This window comes from Halodurantibacterium flavum, from assembly GCF_042681825.1.
Lineage (GTDB): Bacteria > Pseudomonadota > Alphaproteobacteria > Rhodobacterales > Rhodobacteraceae > Halodurantibacterium > Halodurantibacterium flavum.
In genome coordinates, this window is record NZ_JBHUGH010000009.1 from 126,916 (window position 1) to 146,112 (window position 19,197).

Sequence of the window (19,197 nt, forward strand, 5' to 3'; positions counted from 1 at the left end):
TATCGGCGATCAGGTGAAAACTTCATTCCTGTTAGCGGCCAGATCCCGAATTATCATGCAGATCGACGATACCGACCGCCGCATCCTGCGCCATCTGCTTGCCGACCCCGGGCTGGCAACCGCCGCGCTGGCGGAACGGGCGGGCGTGACCCCGGCCACTTGCTGGCGCAGGCTGGACCGGTTGCGGGAAAACGGGGTCCTGCGCGGTCAGGGCATGGCGATCGACTGGCGCGCGCTGGGATATGAGATCGAGGTCTCGCTCCGCTTCACGCTCGACAAGACAGCGCCGCGTGCCTTTGACGATTTCATCGAGGCCGCCCGGGGCGTGCCCGAGGTGATCCAGATCCAGACCTTCCTTGGCCGCGTCGATGTGCGCCTGAACATGGTTGCCCGCGACATGGCCCATTACCAGGAGGTCTATCGCAGCCGCATCCTGACGCTGCCCCACATCGCCGATATCGAGGCGCTGATGCATATCGCCACGATCAAGGACAGCGCGGGGCTGCCGCTGTGATCGCGCTCGACGATACCGACCGGACGATCCTGCGCGCGCTTGCCGCCGATGCGACGCTGGGGGCGGGGGCGCTGGGGCGCAGCCTCGGCCTCTCGCAACCCGCCGCCTGGCGCCGGGTGCAGCGCCTGAAGGATGCCGGGATCTTTCGCGGCCAGCGGGTGGATGTGGATCAGGCGGCGCTCGGCTTTGGCGTGACGGTGTTTCTGGGCGTCAAGCTCGCCACCAAGGGCCGGGTGAGCCTTGAGGATTTCGAGCGCGCCGTGACAGCGATCCCCGAGGTGCAGACCGTCCAGCACGTTTTGGGGGCATTCGACTACCGGCTGCGGGTCGTCGCCCGCGACCTGAGCGATTTCGAACGCGTCCTGCGTCGGCGCATCATGACCCTGCCGGGGCTGGGGCAGGTGGATGCGAACGTCCTTTTGTCCGAGGAACTGCGCCCCGGCCCCATCGGCTAGCGCAGCCCCAGACCCGCCCGCATCAGGGCGCGACGCACAGGCGGTGGCCCGTAAAGCAGGTCCAGCGCCCCCGCCCGAAGATCGCGCAGAACCGGCGCGCCCAGCATCGAGGCGCGGTTCAGCATGTCGATCCCCGCGACGCGCGCCTGAACCTCGGGCCAGCGGCGGCGGTGATAGGCGCGCAGCATCGCCGGACTGCCAAGCGTATCCCGCGCAGCCGTCGCAAGCTCCAGCAGCAGCGCCAGATCGGCAAGACTCATGTTCAGCCCCTGCGCACCGATCGGCGGCACCACATGCGCGGCCTCGGCCATCAGGGCGGTGCGCTCCCCCTCCATCCGGTCTGCGATCTGGCTGATGATCGGCCAGACCGAGCGGCGCCCGACCAGACGCAGCGGGCCGAAGATATGGCAGGAGCGCAGCGCGGCCTCGGCCTCGAACGCCTCATCGGACAGGGCGGCCAGCCGTTGCACCTCGGCCCCGCTCTCCATCCAGACGACGGCGGAACAGGGCTGCCCGTCATGGTCCGGCAGCGGTACCAGCGTGAAGGGTCCGCCGGACCGGTGAATCTCGGTCGAGACATTGCCATGGGGCACCGGATGCGTGACGCCGAATGTCAGCGCCTTTTGCCCGTAGCGCGTGGTGCGCACCCCGATCCCCAGCGCCTCGCGCACCGGCGAATTGCGTCCGTCGGCGGCGATCAGCAGCCGCGCCTCGATCCTCGCGCCGTCCGTCAGCGTCACGATGGCGGCGCTTTCGCGGGTCAGGACCACCTGCGTGCCCGTGCCGGGGCGGAACGACACGTTCGGCAGTTCCCCCAGCCGCGCCACCATTTCCCGGCGCAAGAGCCAGTTGGGCAGGTTCCAGCCAAACGGCTGGTCCGAGATATCGGCGGCGTCGAAATCGCGCGTCAGCCGCGCCTCGGGCTCTGGCCCGCCGGCATCGACGATCCGCATCACCTGCAACGCCGCCGCATGGGGCAAAAGCCGTGGCCAGAGGCCCGCCTCTTGCAGCACACGGACGGCAGGTTGCAGAAAGGCCGTGGTACGGAGGTCCGCCCCATCCGCCGCGCCATCGGTTACGGGCGGGGCGGGATCGACGCAGATCACCGAAAAGCCGGCCGTGCCGAATGCCGCCGCGGCGGTCAGTCCCGCCACGCCCCCGCCAGAGATCAGGATATCGGTCGTCTCGCGCATCGCATTTCTCCTTGAGGCAGAGCTAGGGCGGCGGGCGCCGCAGGGCGAGGTGTCAAAGCGTCGCCGTCAGGGCAAAAGCTGCGCGAGAAAGCCGGGCAGATCGTCGGTGTGATGATGGATGTGGTCGGCCACCAGCGGCACTGGCGCCACATGTACCGTCCGCATCCCCATCCCGTGCGGCACCGCCAGATTGCGCGGGTCGTCCTCGAACATCGCGCCGGTGGTCGGATCGCAGCCGTCCATCGCAAAGATCGCCTCATAGGCCGCGCGCTGGGGTTTCGGCATGTAATCCGCATGCTCTACCCCGTAGATCGCGTCGAAAAGGCCGGTCAGCCCCCGCGCCGCCAGCACCCGTTCGGCATAGGGCCGCGATCCGTTGGTATAGACGATGCGCCGCCCCGGCAGGTCGCCGATGCGCGCGGCCAGATCCGGGTCGGGCGAAAGCGCGTCAAAGGCGATGTCATGCATCTCGACCAGATAGGGTTCCGGATCGACGCCGTGATGCGCGATCAGCCCGGCCAGCGTCGTTCCATGCGCGTGCCAGTATTCGGACCGCATCCGGTCAGCCTCGGCCCGGGTCACGCCCAGCGTGCGCATGACATAATCGTTCATCCGTCGGTCGATCTGGTCGAAAAGCCGCGCCTCGGGCGGATAAAGCGTGTTGTCGAGGTCAAAGACCCAGGTCCTGACATGGGCGAACTGGCGGGAAATATGCGGCGTTTCCATGGCCGGGACCATAGGCGTGGCCCCGGATCAAAGCAATGTCCGAAGCAATGGCCAAGGCAATCTGCTTGATCCTGCGGCGCAGCCCCGGCTAGGGTGGCGCGTCGCGAGGGGGAGGACACATGAAAGAGCCGCGCCCGGCCCAGAAAGACGCCTATTCGCTGATCCTCGAAGCGATCGACCTCGGCCTTTACAAGCCGGGCGACAGGCTGGTCGAATCCGAACTGGCCGACCGGTTCGGCGTGTCGCGAACCCCCGTGCGCGAGGCGCTGCAGCGGCTGGAAACCCAGTCGATGCTGACCCGCGACGGGCGCAGCCTGATGGTCGCCTCGCTCGATCACAACCAGCTGGCCGAGCTTTACGTGGTGCGGAGCGAGCTGGAGGGGCTGGCGGCCCGCCTCGCCGCCCGGCACGCGACCGAGGAGGAGGTCCGCGTCCTGCGCGCCATGGTCGAGGAGGACCGCGCGCTCCTTGATGCGCCGACCGCGCTGGCCCGGGCAAACCGGCGCTTTCACAAGCAGATCCACCTGGCGTCCCATAACCGCTATCTGGTGCAGCAACTCGACCTCGTGCACCGGTCGATGGCGCTTCTGGCCAGCACCTCGCTTGCCGCCGAGGGGCGGGGCGAACGCGCGCTTGCCGAACATGACGCCATCGTCCGCGCGATCGAGGCGCGGGACGGCGATGCCGCCTATGCGGCGCTGCGCACCCATATCTCGCAGGCGTTCGAGACGCGGCTGAAGCTCGACGCCGGCGCGCGGCGGGCCAGCTAGGCGCGGCCCTCAAGCCGACGTCACAGGCAGCACGCCCACCGCCAACATCCCACCACGCCCATAGGGCTGCCGGCGGCCGGCGCCATCAGGCGGTCCGGCGCAGGCGCCGCGCGGGACGATCAAAGATGCCATGCCGGGTCTTGTCCCAGTAGAACGGGTTCCAGACCAGTTCCGCGAGCGCCTTGTACGCGGCAAGGGTCGCGAGCGGGAAATAGAGCGGCAGGCTCGGCACCCATTTCAGCAGATGGTGATGGCGCGGACCCGAAAGGGCGGTCGCGGCGATCCCCATCGCCAGCAGTTCGGCGCAAAGGAAGACCGTAACCAGCCCCTGCATCAGCGGTTGCGGCAGATGCCCGGCCAGCGGATAGCCGAACCCCAGCGCCAAAAGCCAGAACCCCCACAAAAGCGGCGCGAGCAGGAATTGCGACAGCGTCGCCGCAAAGATCACCTGCACGCCCAGAAACCGGCGCCAGCCCAGATCGGCCAGCAGGCGACGCGGCGCGCGCATATGCACGATCCATGTCATCGCATAACCCTTGAGCCAGCGGGACCGCTGCCGCACCCAGGGCATCAGGTGGCAATTCGCCTCTTCGCCGGTCACCGTGGTCATGACCTCGGTGCGGTAGCCCATGCGCGACAGGCGGATGCCCAGATCCGCGTCCTCGGTCACGTTATGGGCGTCCCAGCCGCCCAGATCCTCCAGCACGTCGCGGCGAAAGAAGAGCGTCGTGCCGCCCAAAGGCAGGCTCAGGCCCAGACGCTCCATCCCCGGCAGGATCACGCGGAACCAGACGGCGTATTCGATGGTGAAGCAGCGCGCCAGCCAGTTGGTGCGCGGGTTGTAATAGTCGAGAACCCCCTGCACGCAGGCGAGATCGGCGCCGCGCGTGTGAAAGCGCCGCACGACGCGATGGATCTGGTCGGGCTCCGGCGCGTCCTCGGCATCATAGACGCCGATGATCGTGCCCCGGCAGAAATCGAGCGCGTAGTTCAGGGCGCGCGGTTTCGTCCGCAGGGGCGCGTCCGGCACGGTGATGACCCGGATCCAGGGCGGCAGGTCGTTTCCGGCCAGCGCGGTCCGGGTCGCCTCGTCCCGTTCCTCGGTCACCAGAAGCACGTCGAGCAGATCGCGCGGATAGGCGAGCCGCCCGAGCCGCGCCACCAGACGCGGCGCGATATCCGTTTCGCGGTAAAGCGGCACGAGGATCGAGACCGTCGGGAGCCGCAGCATCCGCGCCGCCGCAGGCTCGGCCGGGCGGCGGCCGAGATGCGCAAGGGCCGCCCCCAGCCGCAGCGCCGTCACCAGACCGAGCGAGAGCGTTGCCCAGATCAGGAGCCCGGCGAAGAGCGCCTGCGGCCACAGAACCCCCAGCGTCGCAAGCCCCAGCGCCAGCACCCCCAGCACCGCGCGCAGGCTGCGGGCCGGCCATGTCCGCGCGCTGAAGACCGGCGCGGTCCGGCTTTCGGCGCGGGCGCGCATCGGCTCGCGACAGGCGCTCGCGATGGCCGCCTCGATCGCCCCTGCGGACGCGACGGCCATGCGCACCGGGCCAAACAGAGCCTCCAGCCGTCGCCGGTGGCGGTCGAACTCGGCCGGGCGCGCGGTCAGGACGGTCACCTCGCCCGCGTCCCCGTCGTTCAGCGGCAGGATGCCCTCGCGCAGGCAGGCAGAGAGGCCGAAGGCCGTGATACGGCGCGGATCGGCGCGGGCAGGGTCGGGGGCCAGAACCTCGGCCCCGTGTTGCGCGCCAAGGGTTTCGACCAGCGCGTCGCGGGACAAAAGCGCGTTGCCGGCCAGAACCTCTTCCAGCCGGGCGCCGCCCGCCTCCTGCGCCAGCGCGCGCAACAGATCGCCCGAGGCAAGCCGCCGCCCCTCATGCAGGATCTGCGCGAGGGGACGGGCCGTGCGGATATCGCGCATGGTGGGCGATGCAGGGGCGTCAGGTGCATGCGTGTCCGGGGCTGTGGCGCCGGGGAGAGGTGCGGCAGGCCCGGGATCGGGCGGCGCCCCGGGCATAATCTTGGCGGGCAGGATCTTGGCGGTGACGAACACGGACGCTGACCTCCGGACGAAGGGGTTGCGACCGAGCTTGCGCCCTCAAGGTTAATCAGCGGTTAATCAACCCTTGATCCGCAAGAGGTCGTGCGCCGTTCTGCCGGAGCGGCAGGGGGCGTGCCGGGTGACTGTCAGGCGACAACGACCGGGCCGCGCGACCGCAAGCGGAAACACCCGTGCCGTCGCGAGGGTCTGAACCTTGTGGTCGTTGTTCTGCCTGACCGTTAGCGATGCGCAGGGGCAAATCCGAAGAATAATCCCCGTCCGAGCGGAGCAACCCGCGATGAAAGCACCGCCAGCGGCTTCCGGCCGCGCAGGCACTACACTTCAAAGGCGGGCGGAACGCCGTGAAAGCAGCGCTGGCTGAGCGGTTCATGCGCGCGACCCCGCCGGCAAGCGTCGCGCCCACAACAGTACGGTGAGCGCTCAGTCGCCGAACGCCCGGAGGATGCCCCGGGCGCGCGCCCCGCTTCAGGCGGCGCGGTTGCGGCGCATCGCCTCGGCAAAGCGCTCGAACAGGTAATAGCTGTCCTGCGGGCCGGGGCTGGCCTCGGGGTGATACTGCACCGAAAAGACCGGGCGATCGGCCATGCGGATGCCGCAGTTCGAGCCGTCAAAGAGGCTCACATGCGTTTCCATCACGCCGACGGGCAGGGTCTGGCTGTCCACGGTAAAGCCGTGGTTCATGCTGGTGATCTCGACCTTGCCGGTCTCCACATCCTTGACCGGATGGTTCGCGCCGTGATGGCCGTGGTTCATCTTGACCGTGCGCGCCCCAAGCGCGAGCGCCAGCATCTGATGCCCGAGGCAGATGCCGAAGACCGGGATGTTCTTTTCCAGCACGCCGCGGATCGCGGGCACGGCGTAGGCGCCGGTGGCCTCGGGGTCGCCGGGGCCGTTCGACAGGAACACCCCCTCGGGGTTGAGCGCGAGCACATCCTCGGCCGTCGCGGTCGCGGGCAGCACCGTCACGTCGCAGCCGGCCGAGGCGAGGCAGCGCAGGATGTTGCGCTTGGCGCCATAGTCGATCGCGACGACCCGCAGACCCTCGCCCTGCCGCTCGCCAAAGCCGTCGGGCCAGGCCCAGCGGGTCTCGTTCCAGCGATAGCTCTGGGTGCAGCTCACGTCGCGGGCCAGATCGAGGCCGACGAGACCGCGGAAGGCCCGGGCCTTCGCGACCAGCGCCCCGATGTCGAAATTCCCCTCGGGGTCATGGGCCAGCGCGACATGCGGCGCGCCCTGCTGGCGGATCGCGCGGGTCAGGCGCCGCGTGTCGATGCCGCCCATCCCGATCCGGCCCTTGCGCGCCAGCCAGTTGGTCAGTTCGTCGGTCGCGCGCCAGTTCGAGGGTTCGGTCGGGTCCCATTTCACCACCATGCCGGCGGCGACCGGGTCGCCCGTCTCGTCATCCTGATCGTTCACGCCGACATTGCCCACATGGGGAAAGGTAAAGGTCACGACCTGCCCGGCATAGGACGGATCGGTCATGATCTCCTGATAGCCGGTCATCGCGGTGTTGAAGCACAGCTCCGCGACCGTTTCGCCCACGGCGCCGAAACCGCGCCCGTAAAAGACCGTCCCGTCGGCCAGTGCGAGGCAGGCGGTTGGCTTGGTCAGGGCTTGGGCGCACATGGGCAGGTCTCCGGGGGCGAGGGGGTGGGCGGCAAAAGCGCGGGCGCGGATCGCGGCGCAACCTATGTGCAGGGCCCGGGCAGGTCAAGGGTCCCGGGGCGGTTCCCCCGACCCCTGCGCTGCGCCCGATGAAACCCGATCCCCTTTGGGTCGTTATAGCCCCATCTGTTGTAAGCCCGGACCGCCGGCATTAAGATGCCCACTGGATCGACATAACATGGACAGGCGCATGACCCTGCGAGAGCGGATTACCGCAGCCCTCAAGGACGCGATGAAGAACAAGGAGGCCGACCGCCTCTCGACCCTGCGTCTCATCAACGCCGCGATCAAGGATCGCGACATCGCCCTGCGCGGCGAGGGCGGCGAGGGCCAGGTGACCGAGGCGGATGTGCTGGCCATCCTGGGCCGCATGGTCAAGCAGCGCCAGGAAAGCGCCCGCGCCTATGAGGAGGGCGGCCGGCTGGAGCTTGCCGAGAAAGAGGCCGCCGAGATCCGGGTGATCGAGGAATTCCTGCCCCGCCAGCTGTCGCGCGAAGAGGTCGAGGCCGCGATCGGCACGGCCATCGCCGAAACCGGCGCCTCATCCATCCGCGACATGGGCCGGGTGATGGCGCTCCTCAAGGAGCGTCACACCGGCCAGATGGATTTCGGCGCCGCCGGTCCGGCGGTAAAGAACCGACTTTCGGGCGGCTGACCGGAACAACCCCGCGACCTTTGTGTTGATCGCGAACCGGCGCCGAAAGAACGCGGCGCCCGGAACGCAACAGAGACAACGCAGCACAGCCTTGTCCTATTGTCGCGGAGGAGAAGATGAACGTTCAGACCCGTCTCGAAGATCCCGCCCGCATCGCGCTGGCCGCGAAACGCGGGCAGGGGGATGCCGGAACGCTGCGAGGTAACGCCCGGCTTCTCTATGAAAACCTGACCGAACGCGAACTGGCGGAGATGGCAGAGCTTGCCCCGCCGGATCTGCGCGGGCAGCGCCTCGACTGAACCCGGGAAGGGCGCTCAGACCCTCACCAAGGCGCGTTGCAGGTCGTCATGCAGCGCCAGCCGTTCCGACGGGGTGAGAAAGGCGCCAAGCTCCACCTCGCGCCCCGCGCCCCGCAGTGTCAGGTATTCGGGCACCGGCCCCTTGTCGCGGTCCAGATGCAGGCTGACCCAATGCGGGTTCGCGGACCATTCCTGCCGGCGCCCCTGTGGATGCCCGCGCGGGTTGTGGCGCACGATCTCTATCCGGTCCGGCCAGAGGGTCAGTTCCTCCAGCACCTCGCCGTCGCGATAGCTGCGCTGGATCGAAAGCCACAGCGCCGAAAGCGTGACGACCAGAAACGGCAAGATCCCCCAGAGCACCGGCGAGCCGAGCAGCATCAGAAGCGGCAGCGCCGCAAGCCCCGCCATCATCGCAAAGAACAGGGCAAAGCCCCGCTTGGGCAGCGACCGGTAGGGCCAGAGATGCAGCCGGCAGATCGGGCTTTCCCCCGTGGTGCGCCCCGCACTGTCCCCCGTGTCACGCGAAAGGGCCCCGGAACGATCCGGAGCCCTCTCTGATTTCAGCACCCATTCCACCGGCATGGATGTCGCGCCCCGCCTCAGTGCGAGTGGCTGCGATCCCAGTCCTCACGCTTGGGGAGCGTTTCGAACGTGTGCTCCGGCGGCGGGCTGGGCAGGGTCCATTCCAGCGTGTCGGCGTGTTCGTTCCAGTAGTTGTTGGCGGTCACGCGCTTGCCGTAGAACAGCGTGTAGAGCACGAGCCCGATGAAGAACAGGAACGACGCGAAGGAGATGAAGGCACCGATCGACGAGACATAGTTCCAGAGCGCATAGGCCTCGGGATAGTCGATATAACGGCGCGGCATCCCCTGGCGGCCCAGGAAGTGCTGCGGGAAGAAGGTGACGTTCGCGCCGATGAACATCAGCCAGAAATGCACCTTGCCTGCCCATTCCGGATACTGGCGGCCCGACATCTTGCCGATCCAGTAGTAGATCCCGGCAAAGATGCAGAACACGGCGCCGATCGACATCACGTAGTGGAAGTGGGCGACCACGTAATAGGTGTCGTGATAGATCCGGTCCACCGGCGCCTGGCTGAGCACGATGCCCGTCACACCGCCCACGGTGAAGAGGAAGAGGAACCCGAAGGCAAAGAGCATCGGCGTCTTGAGCTCGACCGAACCGCCCCACATCGTGGCGATCCAGCTGAAGATCTTGATCCCCGTCGGCACCGCGATGACCATGGTCGCGAGCATGAAGTAGCTCTGCTGCGTCAGGCTCATGCCGGCGGTGTACATGTGGTGCGCCCAGACGACAAAGCCCAGCACCGCGATCGCGACCATCGCATAGACCATCGGCAGGTAGCCGAAGATCGGCTTGCGCGAGAAGGTCGCGATGACGTGGCTGATGATGCCGAAGCCCGGGATGATGATGATATAGACCTCGGGGTGGCCGAAGAACCACAGGATGTGCTGGTAAAGCACCGGGTCGCCGCCGCCGGACGGGTAGAAGAAGGTCGTGCCGAAGTTCCGGTCGGTCAGCAGCATCGTGATCGCACCGGCGAGGACCGGCAGCGCCAGAAGAATCATCCAGGCGGTGATGAACACCGACCAGGCGAACAGCGGCACCTTGTGCATCGTCATGCCCGGCGCGCGCATGTTGAGGAAGGTCGTGATGATGTTGATCGCGCCCAGGATCGAAGAGGCCCCCGAGACATGGACCGCAAAGATCGCAAGGTCGGTCGCATAGCCTGCCTCATTGGTCGAAAGCGGCGGATAAAGCACCCAGCCGATCCCCGCGCCAAGCTGGTCGTTGCCGCCCGGGCTGAGAACCGAGGCCACGGCCAGCGCCGTGCCCGCGACATAGAGCCAGTAGGACAGGTTGTTCAGCCGCGGGAAGGCCATGTCGGGCGCGCCGATCATCAGCGGCATGAAATAGTTGCCGAAACCCCCGAACAGCGCGGGAATCACGACGAAGAACATCATCAGCACGCCATGCGCGGTGATGAGAACGTTCCACAGATGACCGTTCGGCGTGCATTCCTCGACGGCGGCGGGCAGCAGCCTTGCGCCTTCAAGGCACATGAACTGCACTTCCGGCGTCATCAGCTCCATCCGCATGTAGACCGTGAACGAGACCGAGATCAGGCCGACGATCGCCGCGGTAAAGAGGTAAAGGATACCAATATCCTTGTGGTTTGTTGACATGAACCAGCGGGTAAAGAACCCACGGTTGTCATGCGCATCGTGGCCATGTGTGGCTGCGTCCGCCATGGTCGACTCCCGTTCCCTAGACTCTTGTGCGCGCCGGCGCCTTCCCGCCGGATCGCAAATTCCGCTCTCTTTCTAGATGGCTCCTGCAACCTCGGCAATGTCCGTCGATGCCGCAGGTGCCTTTTTCTGTGCGCCGCGCCCCGGGTACTCTATCGCGCGTCCCGCGCGGTGCCCTATTGCGCGACCGATTCCAGATAGGCGATCACGTCATCCGCGCCCGAGGTCAGGCGAAAGGCCATGTTGCTGCGTGCCCGCGGATCGCCCAGATGCGCCCGCAGGAAGGCGGTCGGATCGGCCAGATAGTCGCGCAGGTTCTCCGCGTCCCAGACCAGCCCCGCCTCGCCCGCCGCAACCATGGACGGCGAATAGCGGAACCCCTCGGCCGCGCCCGCCGGCTGGCCAATGATGCCGTAAAGGTTCGGCCCGGTACGCCCGCCGCGGAATATCTCGGTCCCGTCCGGGGCCTCGATCATGTGGCAGCTGCGGCATTTGTTGAATTCGCGCTCGCCGCGGGCGGCGTCGCCCTGGGCTGCGGCGGGCAAAGGCAGGGCAAGAAGCATCGGCAGGACGAAAGATCCGATCGGCAGGCGTGGCATGTGCTTTCCCTCATGGAGCCCGCCGGACGACCCGCGCGGGGCAGCGGCGTTATACGCCCGCCGCGGCCCGCCGCCACTGCGACCTTTTGCGTCGCCCCCCGCGCGCGCCGGGAATGTCAGCCGAAGATCCGGTCGAACCCGCGCCGCAGCGCGAGGTCGAGATCGGGCATCGTCACCGGCAGGCCCAGATCCACGAGGCTGGTGACACCATGTTCCCGGATGCCGCAGGGCACGATGCCGTCGAAATGCGCCAGATCCGGGTCGAGGTTGATCGAGATCCCGTGAAAGCTGATCCAGCGGCGCAGCTTGATGCCGATCGCGGCGATCTTGTCCTCGCGCGCGGTGCCGTCGGGGTTCGGGGGCTGGTCGGGGCGCACCACCCAGACGCCGACCCGCCCCGGCCGGCGCTCGCCCCGGACGTTGAACTCGGCCAGCGTCGCGATCACCCAGTCTTCCAGCTGCGTCACGAACCGGCGCACATCGCGCCCGCGCTGGTTGAGGTCGAGCATGACATAGGCCACCCGCTGCCCGGGACCGTGATAGGTATACTGCCCCCCACGCCCCGCGACATGCACCGGAAAGCGGCCCCCGTCGCGCAGGTCGGCGGGGTCGGCGCTGGTGCCGGCGGTGTAAAGCGGGGGATGTTCCAGCAGCCAGACGGCCTCGGGGGCGGTGCCTGCGGCGATGGCCGCCACGCGCGCCTCCATCGCGGCCAGCGTTTCCTCATAGGGCCGGAGCCCTTCGAGATGGCGCCACTCGACCGTCTTTGTCATTCCCGCCTCCTGCCCGCCTCCGGGTCCGTTCCGGGCCGATAGGGCGCGGATGCCGCCCCGAGACCCTGCCGGGACTCGTATGATCTCGTCCCCCGATCGTCCAGAGCGGGGTGCCGATCTTTCGTCATCTCCTTCATCCTCGCAACTCGGCTTTTTTCGTCATTTTTCCTCTTCACATCCCCCGGACCCTCGGCTAAGACGCGCCTCACCAAGTCAGGACGTGCGGTCGTGGCGGAATTGGTAGACGCGCAGCGTTGAGGTCGCTGTGGGGTAACTCCCGTGGAGGTTCGAGTCCTCTCGACCGCACCATCATCAAAAGCGGCGCGCCCCGGACAGGGCGCGCCGCTTTTGTTTTGGCGGTGTCGAGCCTCGGTCGCGGCAAGTGTCGGCGAATTGGCTTCAAGCTCGTGCCAGTGCTTTCAAAACCGACTGTTCAAACGAAGCGCCTTCGCATCACAATTCAGGGTTGCCAAAACCTAAACACACAATCTAAGGTTGCATCAGGTCAAACGGCATGTGGCGGCGATGGGGCAGGGTGCGGGACTTCGGTGGCAGGGGGGTACGGGCGGGCCGGTGGGGCGGTCCGTATCGCTTCGTGTGACGCACCCGGTGTCGCATTCCGAAAGCCATGCCGGGCGTGGCGGGTCTTGTTCTCGGCAGCGCAAAGAGGGCAGTCTGCCGCGGATGGTGGGTTTTTCCACCCTGCGGGAGACCAAGCGCATGATTACCCCTGTTCTTCTCTGTGGCGGCGCAGGAACGCGGCTCTGGCCCTTGTCGCGCAAGGGCTATCCGAAACAGTTTGCCCCCCTGGTGGGGGACGAAAGCCTGTTTCAGGCTTCGGCGCGGCGGCTGGCGGGGCCGGGTTTCGGCGCGCCTCTGGTCGTGACCGCGGGCGATTTCCGGTTTCTGGTGGCGGAACAGCTGATGCAGGCGGGGGTCGACCCCGGCGCGATCCTGATCGAGCCCTCCGCGCGCAACACGGCGCCCGCCGTCCTTGTGGCGGCGATGCGGCTGGCGCAGGACGACCCGCAGGCGCTGATGCTGGTCGCGCCCTCGGATCATGTCGTGCCCGATGCGGCGGCCTTCCGCGCGGCGGTGGCGGTGGGTGTCGCCCCGGCCGAGGCGGGGCAGATCGTGACCTTCGGCATCCGCCCGACCCATGCGGAAACCGGCTATGGCTGGCTCGAACTCGAGAGCGAGGTGGCCGAGGGCGCCCCGGCCCCCCTCACGCGGTTCGTGGAAAAGCCCGATGCGGCGCGGGCCGCCCGGATGTTCGCCTCGGGCCGGTATCTCTGGAACGCGGGGATCTTTCTCGCCACGGCCGAAACGCTGGTCGCGGCCTTCCGCGCCCATGCGCCCGAACTGATGGCGCCGGTCGCGGCGGCGCTGGACGGCGCGCGCCCCGATCTGGGCTTCCTGCGCCTCGATGCCGCCGCCTGGGAAGGTGCGCGCGACATCTCGGTCGATTATGCTGTGATGGAACGCGCGCCGAACCTCTCGGTCGTCCCCTTCGGCGCGGGCTGGTCCGACCTTGGTGGCTGGGATGCGATCTGGCGCGAGATGGGGCCCGATGACCGGGGTCTTGCGCAATCGGGGCCGGTGACGGCGATCGACTGCGCCGACAGCCTCTTGCGCTCCGAATCCGACGGGCTGGAACTGGTCTGCATCGGGCTCAGGGATGTCGTGGCCGTCGCCATGCCCGACGCGGTGCTGATCGCCGACCGCGCCCGCGCGCAGGAGGTCCGGCTTGCCGTCAGCGCGCTGCGGGCCAAGGGCGCCCGGCAGGCCGACAGCTTCGCCCGCGACCACCGCCCCTGGGGCTGGTTCGAGACGCTGGCGCGCGAGGACCGGTTTCAGGTCAAGCGCATCGTCGTGCGCCCCGGCGGCATCCTGAGCCTGCAAAGCCACATGCACCGCGCCGAACACTGGGTCGTCGTCTCGGGCACCGCCCGCGTGACCGTGGATGGCGAGGAGCGGCTGCTGACCGAGAACGAATCCGTCTACGTCCCGCTTGGCGCGGTCCACCGGCTCGAAAACCCGGGCCGGCTGCCCATGGTCCTGATCGAGGTGCAGACCGGCACCTATCTCGGCGAGGACGACATCATCCGCTATGAGGATCTTTATGCCCGCAGCTAGGGCGCTTGCCCCCACCTCCGATCGCATCGCGTCCGCACGCCCCGAGGCCCGGCGCGCGCTCATCACCGGGGTGACGGGGCAGGACGGCGCCTATCTTGCGGAACTGCTGCTCGACAAGGGCTATGAGGTGCATGGGCTCAAGCGCCGTGCGTCCTCCTTCAACTCGGCCCGGATCGACCATCTCTATCAGGACCCGCATGAGGCGAATGTGCGGTTTCACCTCCATTACGGCGACATGACGGACAGCACCAACCTGATCCGCCTGATCCAGGAGGTGCAGCCGGACGAGATCTACAACCTCGCCGCCCAGTCCCATGTGCAGGTCTCGTTCGAGACGCCGGAATATACCGCCAATGCGGACGGGCTCGGGACGCTCCGCTTGCTCGAGGCGATCCGCATCCTGAAGCTCGCCGACCGGACGCGGTTCTATCAGGCCTCCACCTCCGAGCTTTACGGCATGGTGCAGGCCGTCCCCCAGCGCGAGGATACGCCCTTCTACCCCCGCTCGCCCTATGCGGTGGCCAAGCTCTATGCCTACTGGATCACCGTTAACTACCGCGAGGCCTACGGGATGCACGCCTCGAACGGCATCCTTTTCAACCATGAAAGCCCGCTCCGGGGTGAAACCTTCGTGACGCGCAAGATCACGCGCGGGGTCGCGGCGATCAGCCTCGGGCTGCAGGACCGGCTTTACCTCGGCAATCTGGATGCGCGGCGCGACTGGGGCCATGCGCGGGACTATGTCGAGGGGATGTGGCGCATCCTGCAGCAGGACGTGCCCGACGACTATGTTCTGGCCACGGGCAACAGCGAGACGGTGCGCGGTTTCGTCGAGGCGGCCTTTGCGGCCGTGGACATGGGCATCGACTGGCAGGGCAAGGGCCTTGAGGAACGCGGCCTCTGCCCCCGGACGGGGCGGGTGCTGGTGGAAATCGATCCGCGCTATTTCCGCCCGACCGAGGTCGACCTGCTGGTCGGCGATGCGACCAAGGCGCGGGAACGGCTCGGCTGGACCCATTCCGCGGGGCTGCCGCAGATGATCGCCGAAATGGTGGCAAGCGATCTGGCCGCCGTCCGGCAGGAAAGCACCCGCCGGGACCGTCACGGATGACTGCCGCCGGGGTTGTCGCCGCCGAGGCCGTCTCTTTCACGGGGCGCGCGCTGTCCCGCGGCGGTTCCGATGGCGAAATTCCGTCGCTCGCCTCCCCCCGCCCGGCAGCGCCGCCCGCGCGTGCCACCTCGCCCGAAGCCGCTCCCTTTCGCCTTGCGGGGCGGCGCGTCTGGGTTGCGGGCCATCGCGGGATGGTGGGGGCTGCGCTGATGCGGCGCCTTGCGGGCACGGGCTCTGAATTGCTGACCGTCACCCGCGCCGAATGTGACCTGCGCGATCAGGCGGCGGTAACGGGCTGGATGGCGCAGGCGCGCCCCGAGGTGGTGATCCTTGCCGCCGCGACCGTGGGCGGGATCGCCGCCAACGCGGCCCGGCCGGCGACATTTCTCTATGACAACCTCGCCATCGCCACGAATGTGATCGAGGGCGCGCGGCAGGCGGGGGTGGCAAAGCTCCTCTTTCTCGGATCCTCCTGCATCTATCCCCGCGCCGCACCCCAGCCGATCCCCGAGGAGGCGCTGCTGACCGGCCCGCTGGAGCCGACGAACGAGGCCTATGCCATCGCCAAGATTGCGGGGCTCAAGCTCTGCGCGGCCTACCGGCAGGAACATGGCTGCGACTTCATCTCGGTGCAGCCCACGAATCTTTACGGCCCGGGCGACAATTACGACCCCGAGGGCAGCCATGTCCTGCCCGCCCTTCTGCGCCGCTTTCACAAGGCGCGACTGGCCCGCGCGCCCGAGGTCGCCGTCTGGGGCAGCGGGGCACCCTTGCGCGAATTCCTGCATGTGGACGATCTGGCCGATGCGCTGGTCTTTCTGCTGGAGCGGTATTCCGGGATGGTGCCGGTGAATGTGGGCTCGGGGCAGGAGGTCTCGATCGCCGCACTTGCCCGGATGGTCGCCGATGTCACGGGCTATGCGGGCCGGATCACCTTCGATCCCGCGCGCCCCGACGGCACGCCGCGCAAGCGTCTCGATTGCAGCCGCCTTCACGCGCTCGGCTGGGACAGGGCGCGGCCGCTGGCGCAGGGTCTGGCGGAAACCTATGCCGATTGGTGCGCGGCCGGGAACAGTTCCGGGCGGCCGGGGCGCCGGGCATGAACGTCCCCGCCCAGGCGGCAAGGATGGGGCAGCCCCGTCCCGCGCAGGCGCGGGACAAAGGAGAGGCCCGTCCCGCGCTTTCGCGGGACAAAGGAGAGATCACTCCCGCGCAGGCGCGGGATGAATTGGAAACCAGTCCCGCGCTTTCGCGGGACGATGGGCAGATCACGCCCGGGCGGGACGAGGGCGGCGCCGGGCACCTCGACCTTCTGATCCTCGGTCTCAACTACGCGCCGGAAACCGTCGGAACCGGGCGATATACTGCGGGAATGGCCGAATGGCTGGCGGCGCGCGGGCATCGGGTGCGGGTCGTCGCGGCGCAACCCTATTACCCGGCCTGGCGGGTCTTTGACGGCTATCGCCGCGCGCTGCCCCGCCGGACACGGGAGGCGGGCGTCGAGGTCTGGCGCTGTCCGATCCATGTGCCGCGCCGTCCCGGCGGGCTGAAGCGCCTGCTGCATCATGCGAGCTTTGCGGCGGTCGCGGCGCTGGTTCTGCCGCTGGCGCTGTCGCGCGGGCGGCCGGACGTGGTTCTGGTGATCGCGCCCTCGCTCGTCTCGGCGCCGGTGGGCTGGCTGGCGGCGCGGGTCACGGGCGCCCGCGCCTGGCTGCATGTGCAGGATCTGGAGGTCGGCGCGGCGCTTGCCACCGGGCTTTTGCGTGCCGGGCGGATCGGGCGCATCGCCCGCGCCTATGAGGGCTGGGCGCTACGGCGCTTCGACCGGGTGAGCAGCATCTCGGCGCCGATGCTCGCGCAACTGGCGGCGGCGGGTGTCACGCCTGCCCGGCTGGCCGAGATGCGGAACTGGTCCGATCTGGGCCCCCCACCGCCCGGGGCCGAGGTGCAGGCGCTGGCGGCCCGGCTGGGTGTCGCGGGGCAGGATGTGGTGCTTTATTCCGGCACGCTGGGCACCAAGCAGGGGTTGGAGCTTTTGCCCGATCTCGCCCGCAGGCTTGCCGGACGGCCCCGGTTCCGCCTGCTGATCTGCGGCGAGGGGCCGGGCCTTGCGCCCCTGCGCGCCGCGGTCGGGGGATTGCCGGTGACGCTGTGCCCCCTGCAACCCGCGGCAGACCTGCCGGCGCTTTTGTCGCTGGCGCGGGTGCATCTGATGCCGCAGACGGCGGGCGCGGCCGACCTGGTGCTGCCCTCGAAGCTTGCCAACATGCTTGCCTCGGGGCGGCCGGTGGTGGCGACGGCGGTGCCCGGAACCGCTTTGGCCGCCGAGGTTGCGGGTTGCGGGCTGGTCGTTCCGCCCGGGGATGGCGCGGCGCTGGCCGATGCGGTGGCGGCACTGCTCGACGATCCCGCCCGGGCGGCAGCATTTGGCGCCGCCGCGCGCCGCCGCGCCGCCACGCGCTGGTCGCAGGATGCGATCCTGACCGCGTTCGAGGCGGAGCTTCTGGGCACGCTCCCCGCCACGGCCCGCGCGCCATGAGCGTGCTCTGGCTTTGCTGGGGGTTCCTCGCGCTCGCGCTCTGGCATCTCGGGCTCGGGTCGGACGCCTATATGCTCGTGCTCTTCCTGGCGATCGCGGGGCTGGGGGTCCGGGCGATCGCGCGGCCGCAGATCTGGTTCGGCGATCTTTTCGTCGCGGCGAGCGCGCTTTATGCGAGCGGCTTTGCGCTGATTCTCAAGCCGCTCCTGGGCCAGCCGCTGCAGGCCAATCTGCACCACCCGCAGGCGGCGGCGACGGCGCTTTTCGCCGGGGTTGCGATGCTGGCCCTGGTCTCTGACCTCGCGCGGCGCCTGGCCCGGGGGCGGCGGGCGCCCCTGGCCGCGCCGCTTGCCGATCCGGCGGTGCAGGGGCGGCTGGCGGTGCCGGTGATGGCCGCGGGCTTTGCCGTGCTTGCGCTGCATGTGGCGCTCAGGCCCCGGATGGTGGACGGGATGGTGGAACAGGGTGCGGGCTTTGGCGGGCTCGGGAGCCTCGTCTTCCTGCTGCCGCTTGGGCTTGCGCTGGCGCTGGCACGGGCGTCCGCCGACCGGCGCGCGGCGCTGGCGGTGGCCCTTGGCGGCGCGGGCCTTGTGCTGATGGCGCTCACGAGCAATACGCGCCGCGAATTCGCCGAGTTCCTGCTGATGCTTTGCGCGCTGCCGCTGATCCTGCCGGGGCGGGACGGGCGGGGCGCGGTCTGGACCGCCCTTGCCCTGCTCATGGCGGCGGGAATGGTCCTTTACGCGGCGCCGCTGATCCACCTGATGCGCGGGTCGTTCCTGACGCTCGGCTGGGCGGGGCGGCTGGATCTGGCCCTTGACCTGCTGTCGCAGCACGGGTTCAACCCGGCGCGCCTGCGCGAGGCCGAGGGCGCCTTTCTGCGCGGCTTCACCCATGCCTGGTCCGAAAACGGCAGCTATGTCTGGCCCTCGACCCTGCCGGTCGACCGTTTCATGCTGGTACTGCCGGTCGATCAGGTGCTGCGGGCGGGCACGGGCCTGACCGGCCCCGGCCCCTTTCTGCGCGAGGTCGCCGAAGGCGTGCTGCCCTCGGCGCTGATCGCCAAGACGGCGGCGACGGGCGCCGATCTGGTCGCCTGGGACCATGGCATCCGCCAATACGGCAATGCCGCGCGCCCGGTCATCGGGCTGGCGGCGAGCGCGCTGGCGGCGGCGGGCTGGGCGGGCCTCGCGGTGGTGCCGCTGCTGGTCGCGGGGCCGGTGATGCTGGCCGGAAACCTGATCTTGGGGCCGTTGCGCGGGCATCCCCTGGGGCTTTTCGCGGTGGCGTTGGTCTGGGTGCTGCCGGAAATGACGCTCGATGCGCTGGCGGTCTTCGGGTTGCGCATCCTGCCGCTGGTCGCATTCACGCTCTTGCTGCTGGGGTTGGGGCTGCGGCTGCGGCCCCGCCTTGCCCCGTCCGGGGCCTGA

The 19,197-nt window shown here is 68.7% G+C and carries 18 protein-coding genes and 1 tRNA gene; 11 read left to right on the top strand and 8 right to left on the bottom strand.

Annotated elements, in window-relative coordinates:
- Positions 1-55 precede the first annotated feature (55 nt).
- On the top strand, positions 56-514 hold the full coding sequence (locus tag ACFSGJ_RS11245) for an Lrp/AsnC family transcriptional regulator (protein ID WP_390261571.1): 459 nt from the start codon (positions 56-58) through the stop codon (positions 512-514).
- Entirely contained in the window at positions 511-969 is a 459-nt protein-coding gene (locus ACFSGJ_RS11250) for an Lrp/AsnC family transcriptional regulator (protein WP_390261573.1), read from the top strand. Before ACFSGJ_RS11245 ends, ACFSGJ_RS11250 begins: the two co-directional genes overlap by 4 nt.
- Here the strand turns inward: ACFSGJ_RS11250 and ACFSGJ_RS11255 are convergent.
- Positions 966-2,162 (bottom strand): UbiH/UbiF family hydroxylase, encoded by a 1,197-nt coding sequence (locus ACFSGJ_RS11255; RefSeq protein ID WP_390261574.1) that lies wholly within the window; start codon positions 2,160-2,162, stop codon positions 966-968. The genes ACFSGJ_RS11250 and ACFSGJ_RS11255 overlap by 4 nt on opposite strands.
- Positions 2,163-2,228: 66 nt before the next feature.
- Positions 2,229-2,888 (bottom strand): pyrimidine 5'-nucleotidase, encoded by a 660-nt coding sequence (locus ACFSGJ_RS11260; RefSeq protein WP_390261576.1) that lies wholly within the window; start codon positions 2,886-2,888, stop codon positions 2,229-2,231.
- A gap of 119 nt (positions 2,889-3,007) precedes the next feature.
- On the opposite strand from ACFSGJ_RS11260, the gene ACFSGJ_RS11265 reads away from it, so the two are divergent.
- A complete protein-coding gene (locus ACFSGJ_RS11265; RefSeq protein ID WP_390261578.1) occupies positions 3,008-3,658 on the top strand; it encodes a GntR family transcriptional regulator in 651 nt (216 codons plus the stop codon).
- An 85-nt stretch (positions 3,659-3,743) separates the two neighbouring features.
- Here ACFSGJ_RS11265 and ACFSGJ_RS11270 read toward each other — a convergent pair whose 3' ends face one another.
- A complete protein-coding gene (locus ACFSGJ_RS11270; RefSeq protein WP_390261580.1) occupies positions 3,744-5,579 on the bottom strand; it encodes a glycosyltransferase in 1,836 nt (611 codons plus the stop codon).
- A 606-nt stretch (positions 5,580-6,185) separates the two neighbouring features.
- Positions 6,186-7,346 (bottom strand): glutamine-hydrolyzing carbamoyl-phosphate synthase small subunit, encoded by a 1,161-nt coding sequence (gene carA, locus ACFSGJ_RS11275; protein WP_390261581.1) that lies wholly within the window; start codon positions 7,344-7,346, stop codon positions 6,186-6,188.
- A 229-nt stretch (positions 7,347-7,575) separates the two neighbouring features.
- Between carA and ACFSGJ_RS11280 the strand changes: the two genes are divergently transcribed.
- Positions 7,576-8,040: a GatB/YqeY domain-containing protein gene (locus tag ACFSGJ_RS11280; protein ID WP_390261583.1), complete on the top strand. Its 465-nt coding sequence runs from the start codon at positions 7,576-7,578 to the stop codon at positions 8,038-8,040.
- Positions 8,041-8,156: 116 nt separating this feature from the next.
- Positions 8,157-8,339 carry a DUF3008 family protein gene (locus tag ACFSGJ_RS11285; protein ID WP_390261585.1) on the top strand — a complete coding sequence of 61 codons (183 nt, stop codon included), beginning with the start codon at positions 8,157-8,159 and terminating at the stop codon, positions 8,337-8,339.
- A 15-nt stretch (positions 8,340-8,354) separates the two neighbouring features.
- On the opposite strand, the gene ACFSGJ_RS11290 is transcribed toward ACFSGJ_RS11285, so the two are convergent.
- From ACFSGJ_RS11290 to lipB, 4 genes are all read right to left on the bottom strand, one after another.
- Complete coding sequence (locus ACFSGJ_RS11290; RefSeq protein WP_390261587.1) at positions 8,355-8,921, bottom strand: DUF2244 domain-containing protein; 567 nt, start codon at positions 8,919-8,921, stop codon at positions 8,355-8,357.
- Positions 8,922-8,938: 17 nt separating this feature from the next.
- Positions 8,939-10,612: a cytochrome c oxidase subunit I gene (gene ctaD / locus ACFSGJ_RS11295; protein WP_390261589.1), complete on the bottom strand. Its 1,674-nt coding sequence runs from the start codon at positions 10,610-10,612 to the stop codon at positions 8,939-8,941.
- Positions 10,613-10,785: 173 nt separating this feature from the next.
- Positions 10,786-11,208 (bottom strand): c-type cytochrome, encoded by a 423-nt coding sequence (locus ACFSGJ_RS11300; RefSeq protein ID WP_390261591.1) that lies wholly within the window; start codon positions 11,206-11,208, stop codon positions 10,786-10,788.
- Positions 11,209-11,324: 116 nt separating this feature from the next.
- A complete protein-coding gene (gene lipB / locus ACFSGJ_RS11305; protein WP_390261593.1) occupies positions 11,325-11,981 on the bottom strand; it encodes a lipoyl(octanoyl) transferase LipB in 657 nt (218 codons plus the stop codon).
- A gap of 222 nt (positions 11,982-12,203) precedes the next feature.
- Between lipB and ACFSGJ_RS11310 the strand changes: the two genes are divergently transcribed.
- The 6 genes from ACFSGJ_RS11310 (at position 12,204) to ACFSGJ_RS11335 (ending at position 19,197) form a co-directional block, all read left to right on the top strand.
- A tRNA-Leu gene (locus ACFSGJ_RS11310) sits at positions 12,204-12,290 on the top strand.
- Positions 12,291-12,701: 411 nt separating this feature from the next.
- A complete protein-coding gene (locus ACFSGJ_RS11315) occupies positions 12,702-14,117 on the top strand; it encodes a mannose-1-phosphate guanylyltransferase/mannose-6-phosphate isomerase (protein ID WP_390261594.1) in 1,416 nt (471 codons plus the stop codon).
- Positions 14,104-15,228, top strand: coding sequence for a GDP-mannose 4,6-dehydratase (gene gmd, locus ACFSGJ_RS11320; protein ID WP_390261596.1), 1,125 nt, complete (start codon positions 14,104-14,106; stop codon positions 15,226-15,228). Before ACFSGJ_RS11315 ends, gmd begins: the two co-directional genes overlap by 14 nt.
- On the top strand, positions 15,225-16,331 hold the full coding sequence (locus ACFSGJ_RS11325; RefSeq protein WP_390261598.1) for a GDP-L-fucose synthase family protein: 1,107 nt from the start codon (positions 15,225-15,227) through the stop codon (positions 16,329-16,331). Before gmd ends, ACFSGJ_RS11325 begins: the two co-directional genes overlap by 4 nt.
- Complete coding sequence (locus ACFSGJ_RS11330) at positions 16,328-17,767, top strand: WcaI family glycosyltransferase (protein WP_390261600.1); 1,440 nt, start codon at positions 16,328-16,330, stop codon at positions 17,765-17,767. The genes ACFSGJ_RS11325 and ACFSGJ_RS11330 overlap by 4 nt, the downstream gene beginning before the upstream one ends.
- Entirely contained in the window at positions 17,764-19,197 is a 1,434-nt protein-coding gene (locus tag ACFSGJ_RS11335) for a hypothetical protein (RefSeq protein ID WP_390261601.1), read from the top strand. The genes ACFSGJ_RS11330 and ACFSGJ_RS11335 overlap by 4 nt, the downstream gene beginning before the upstream one ends.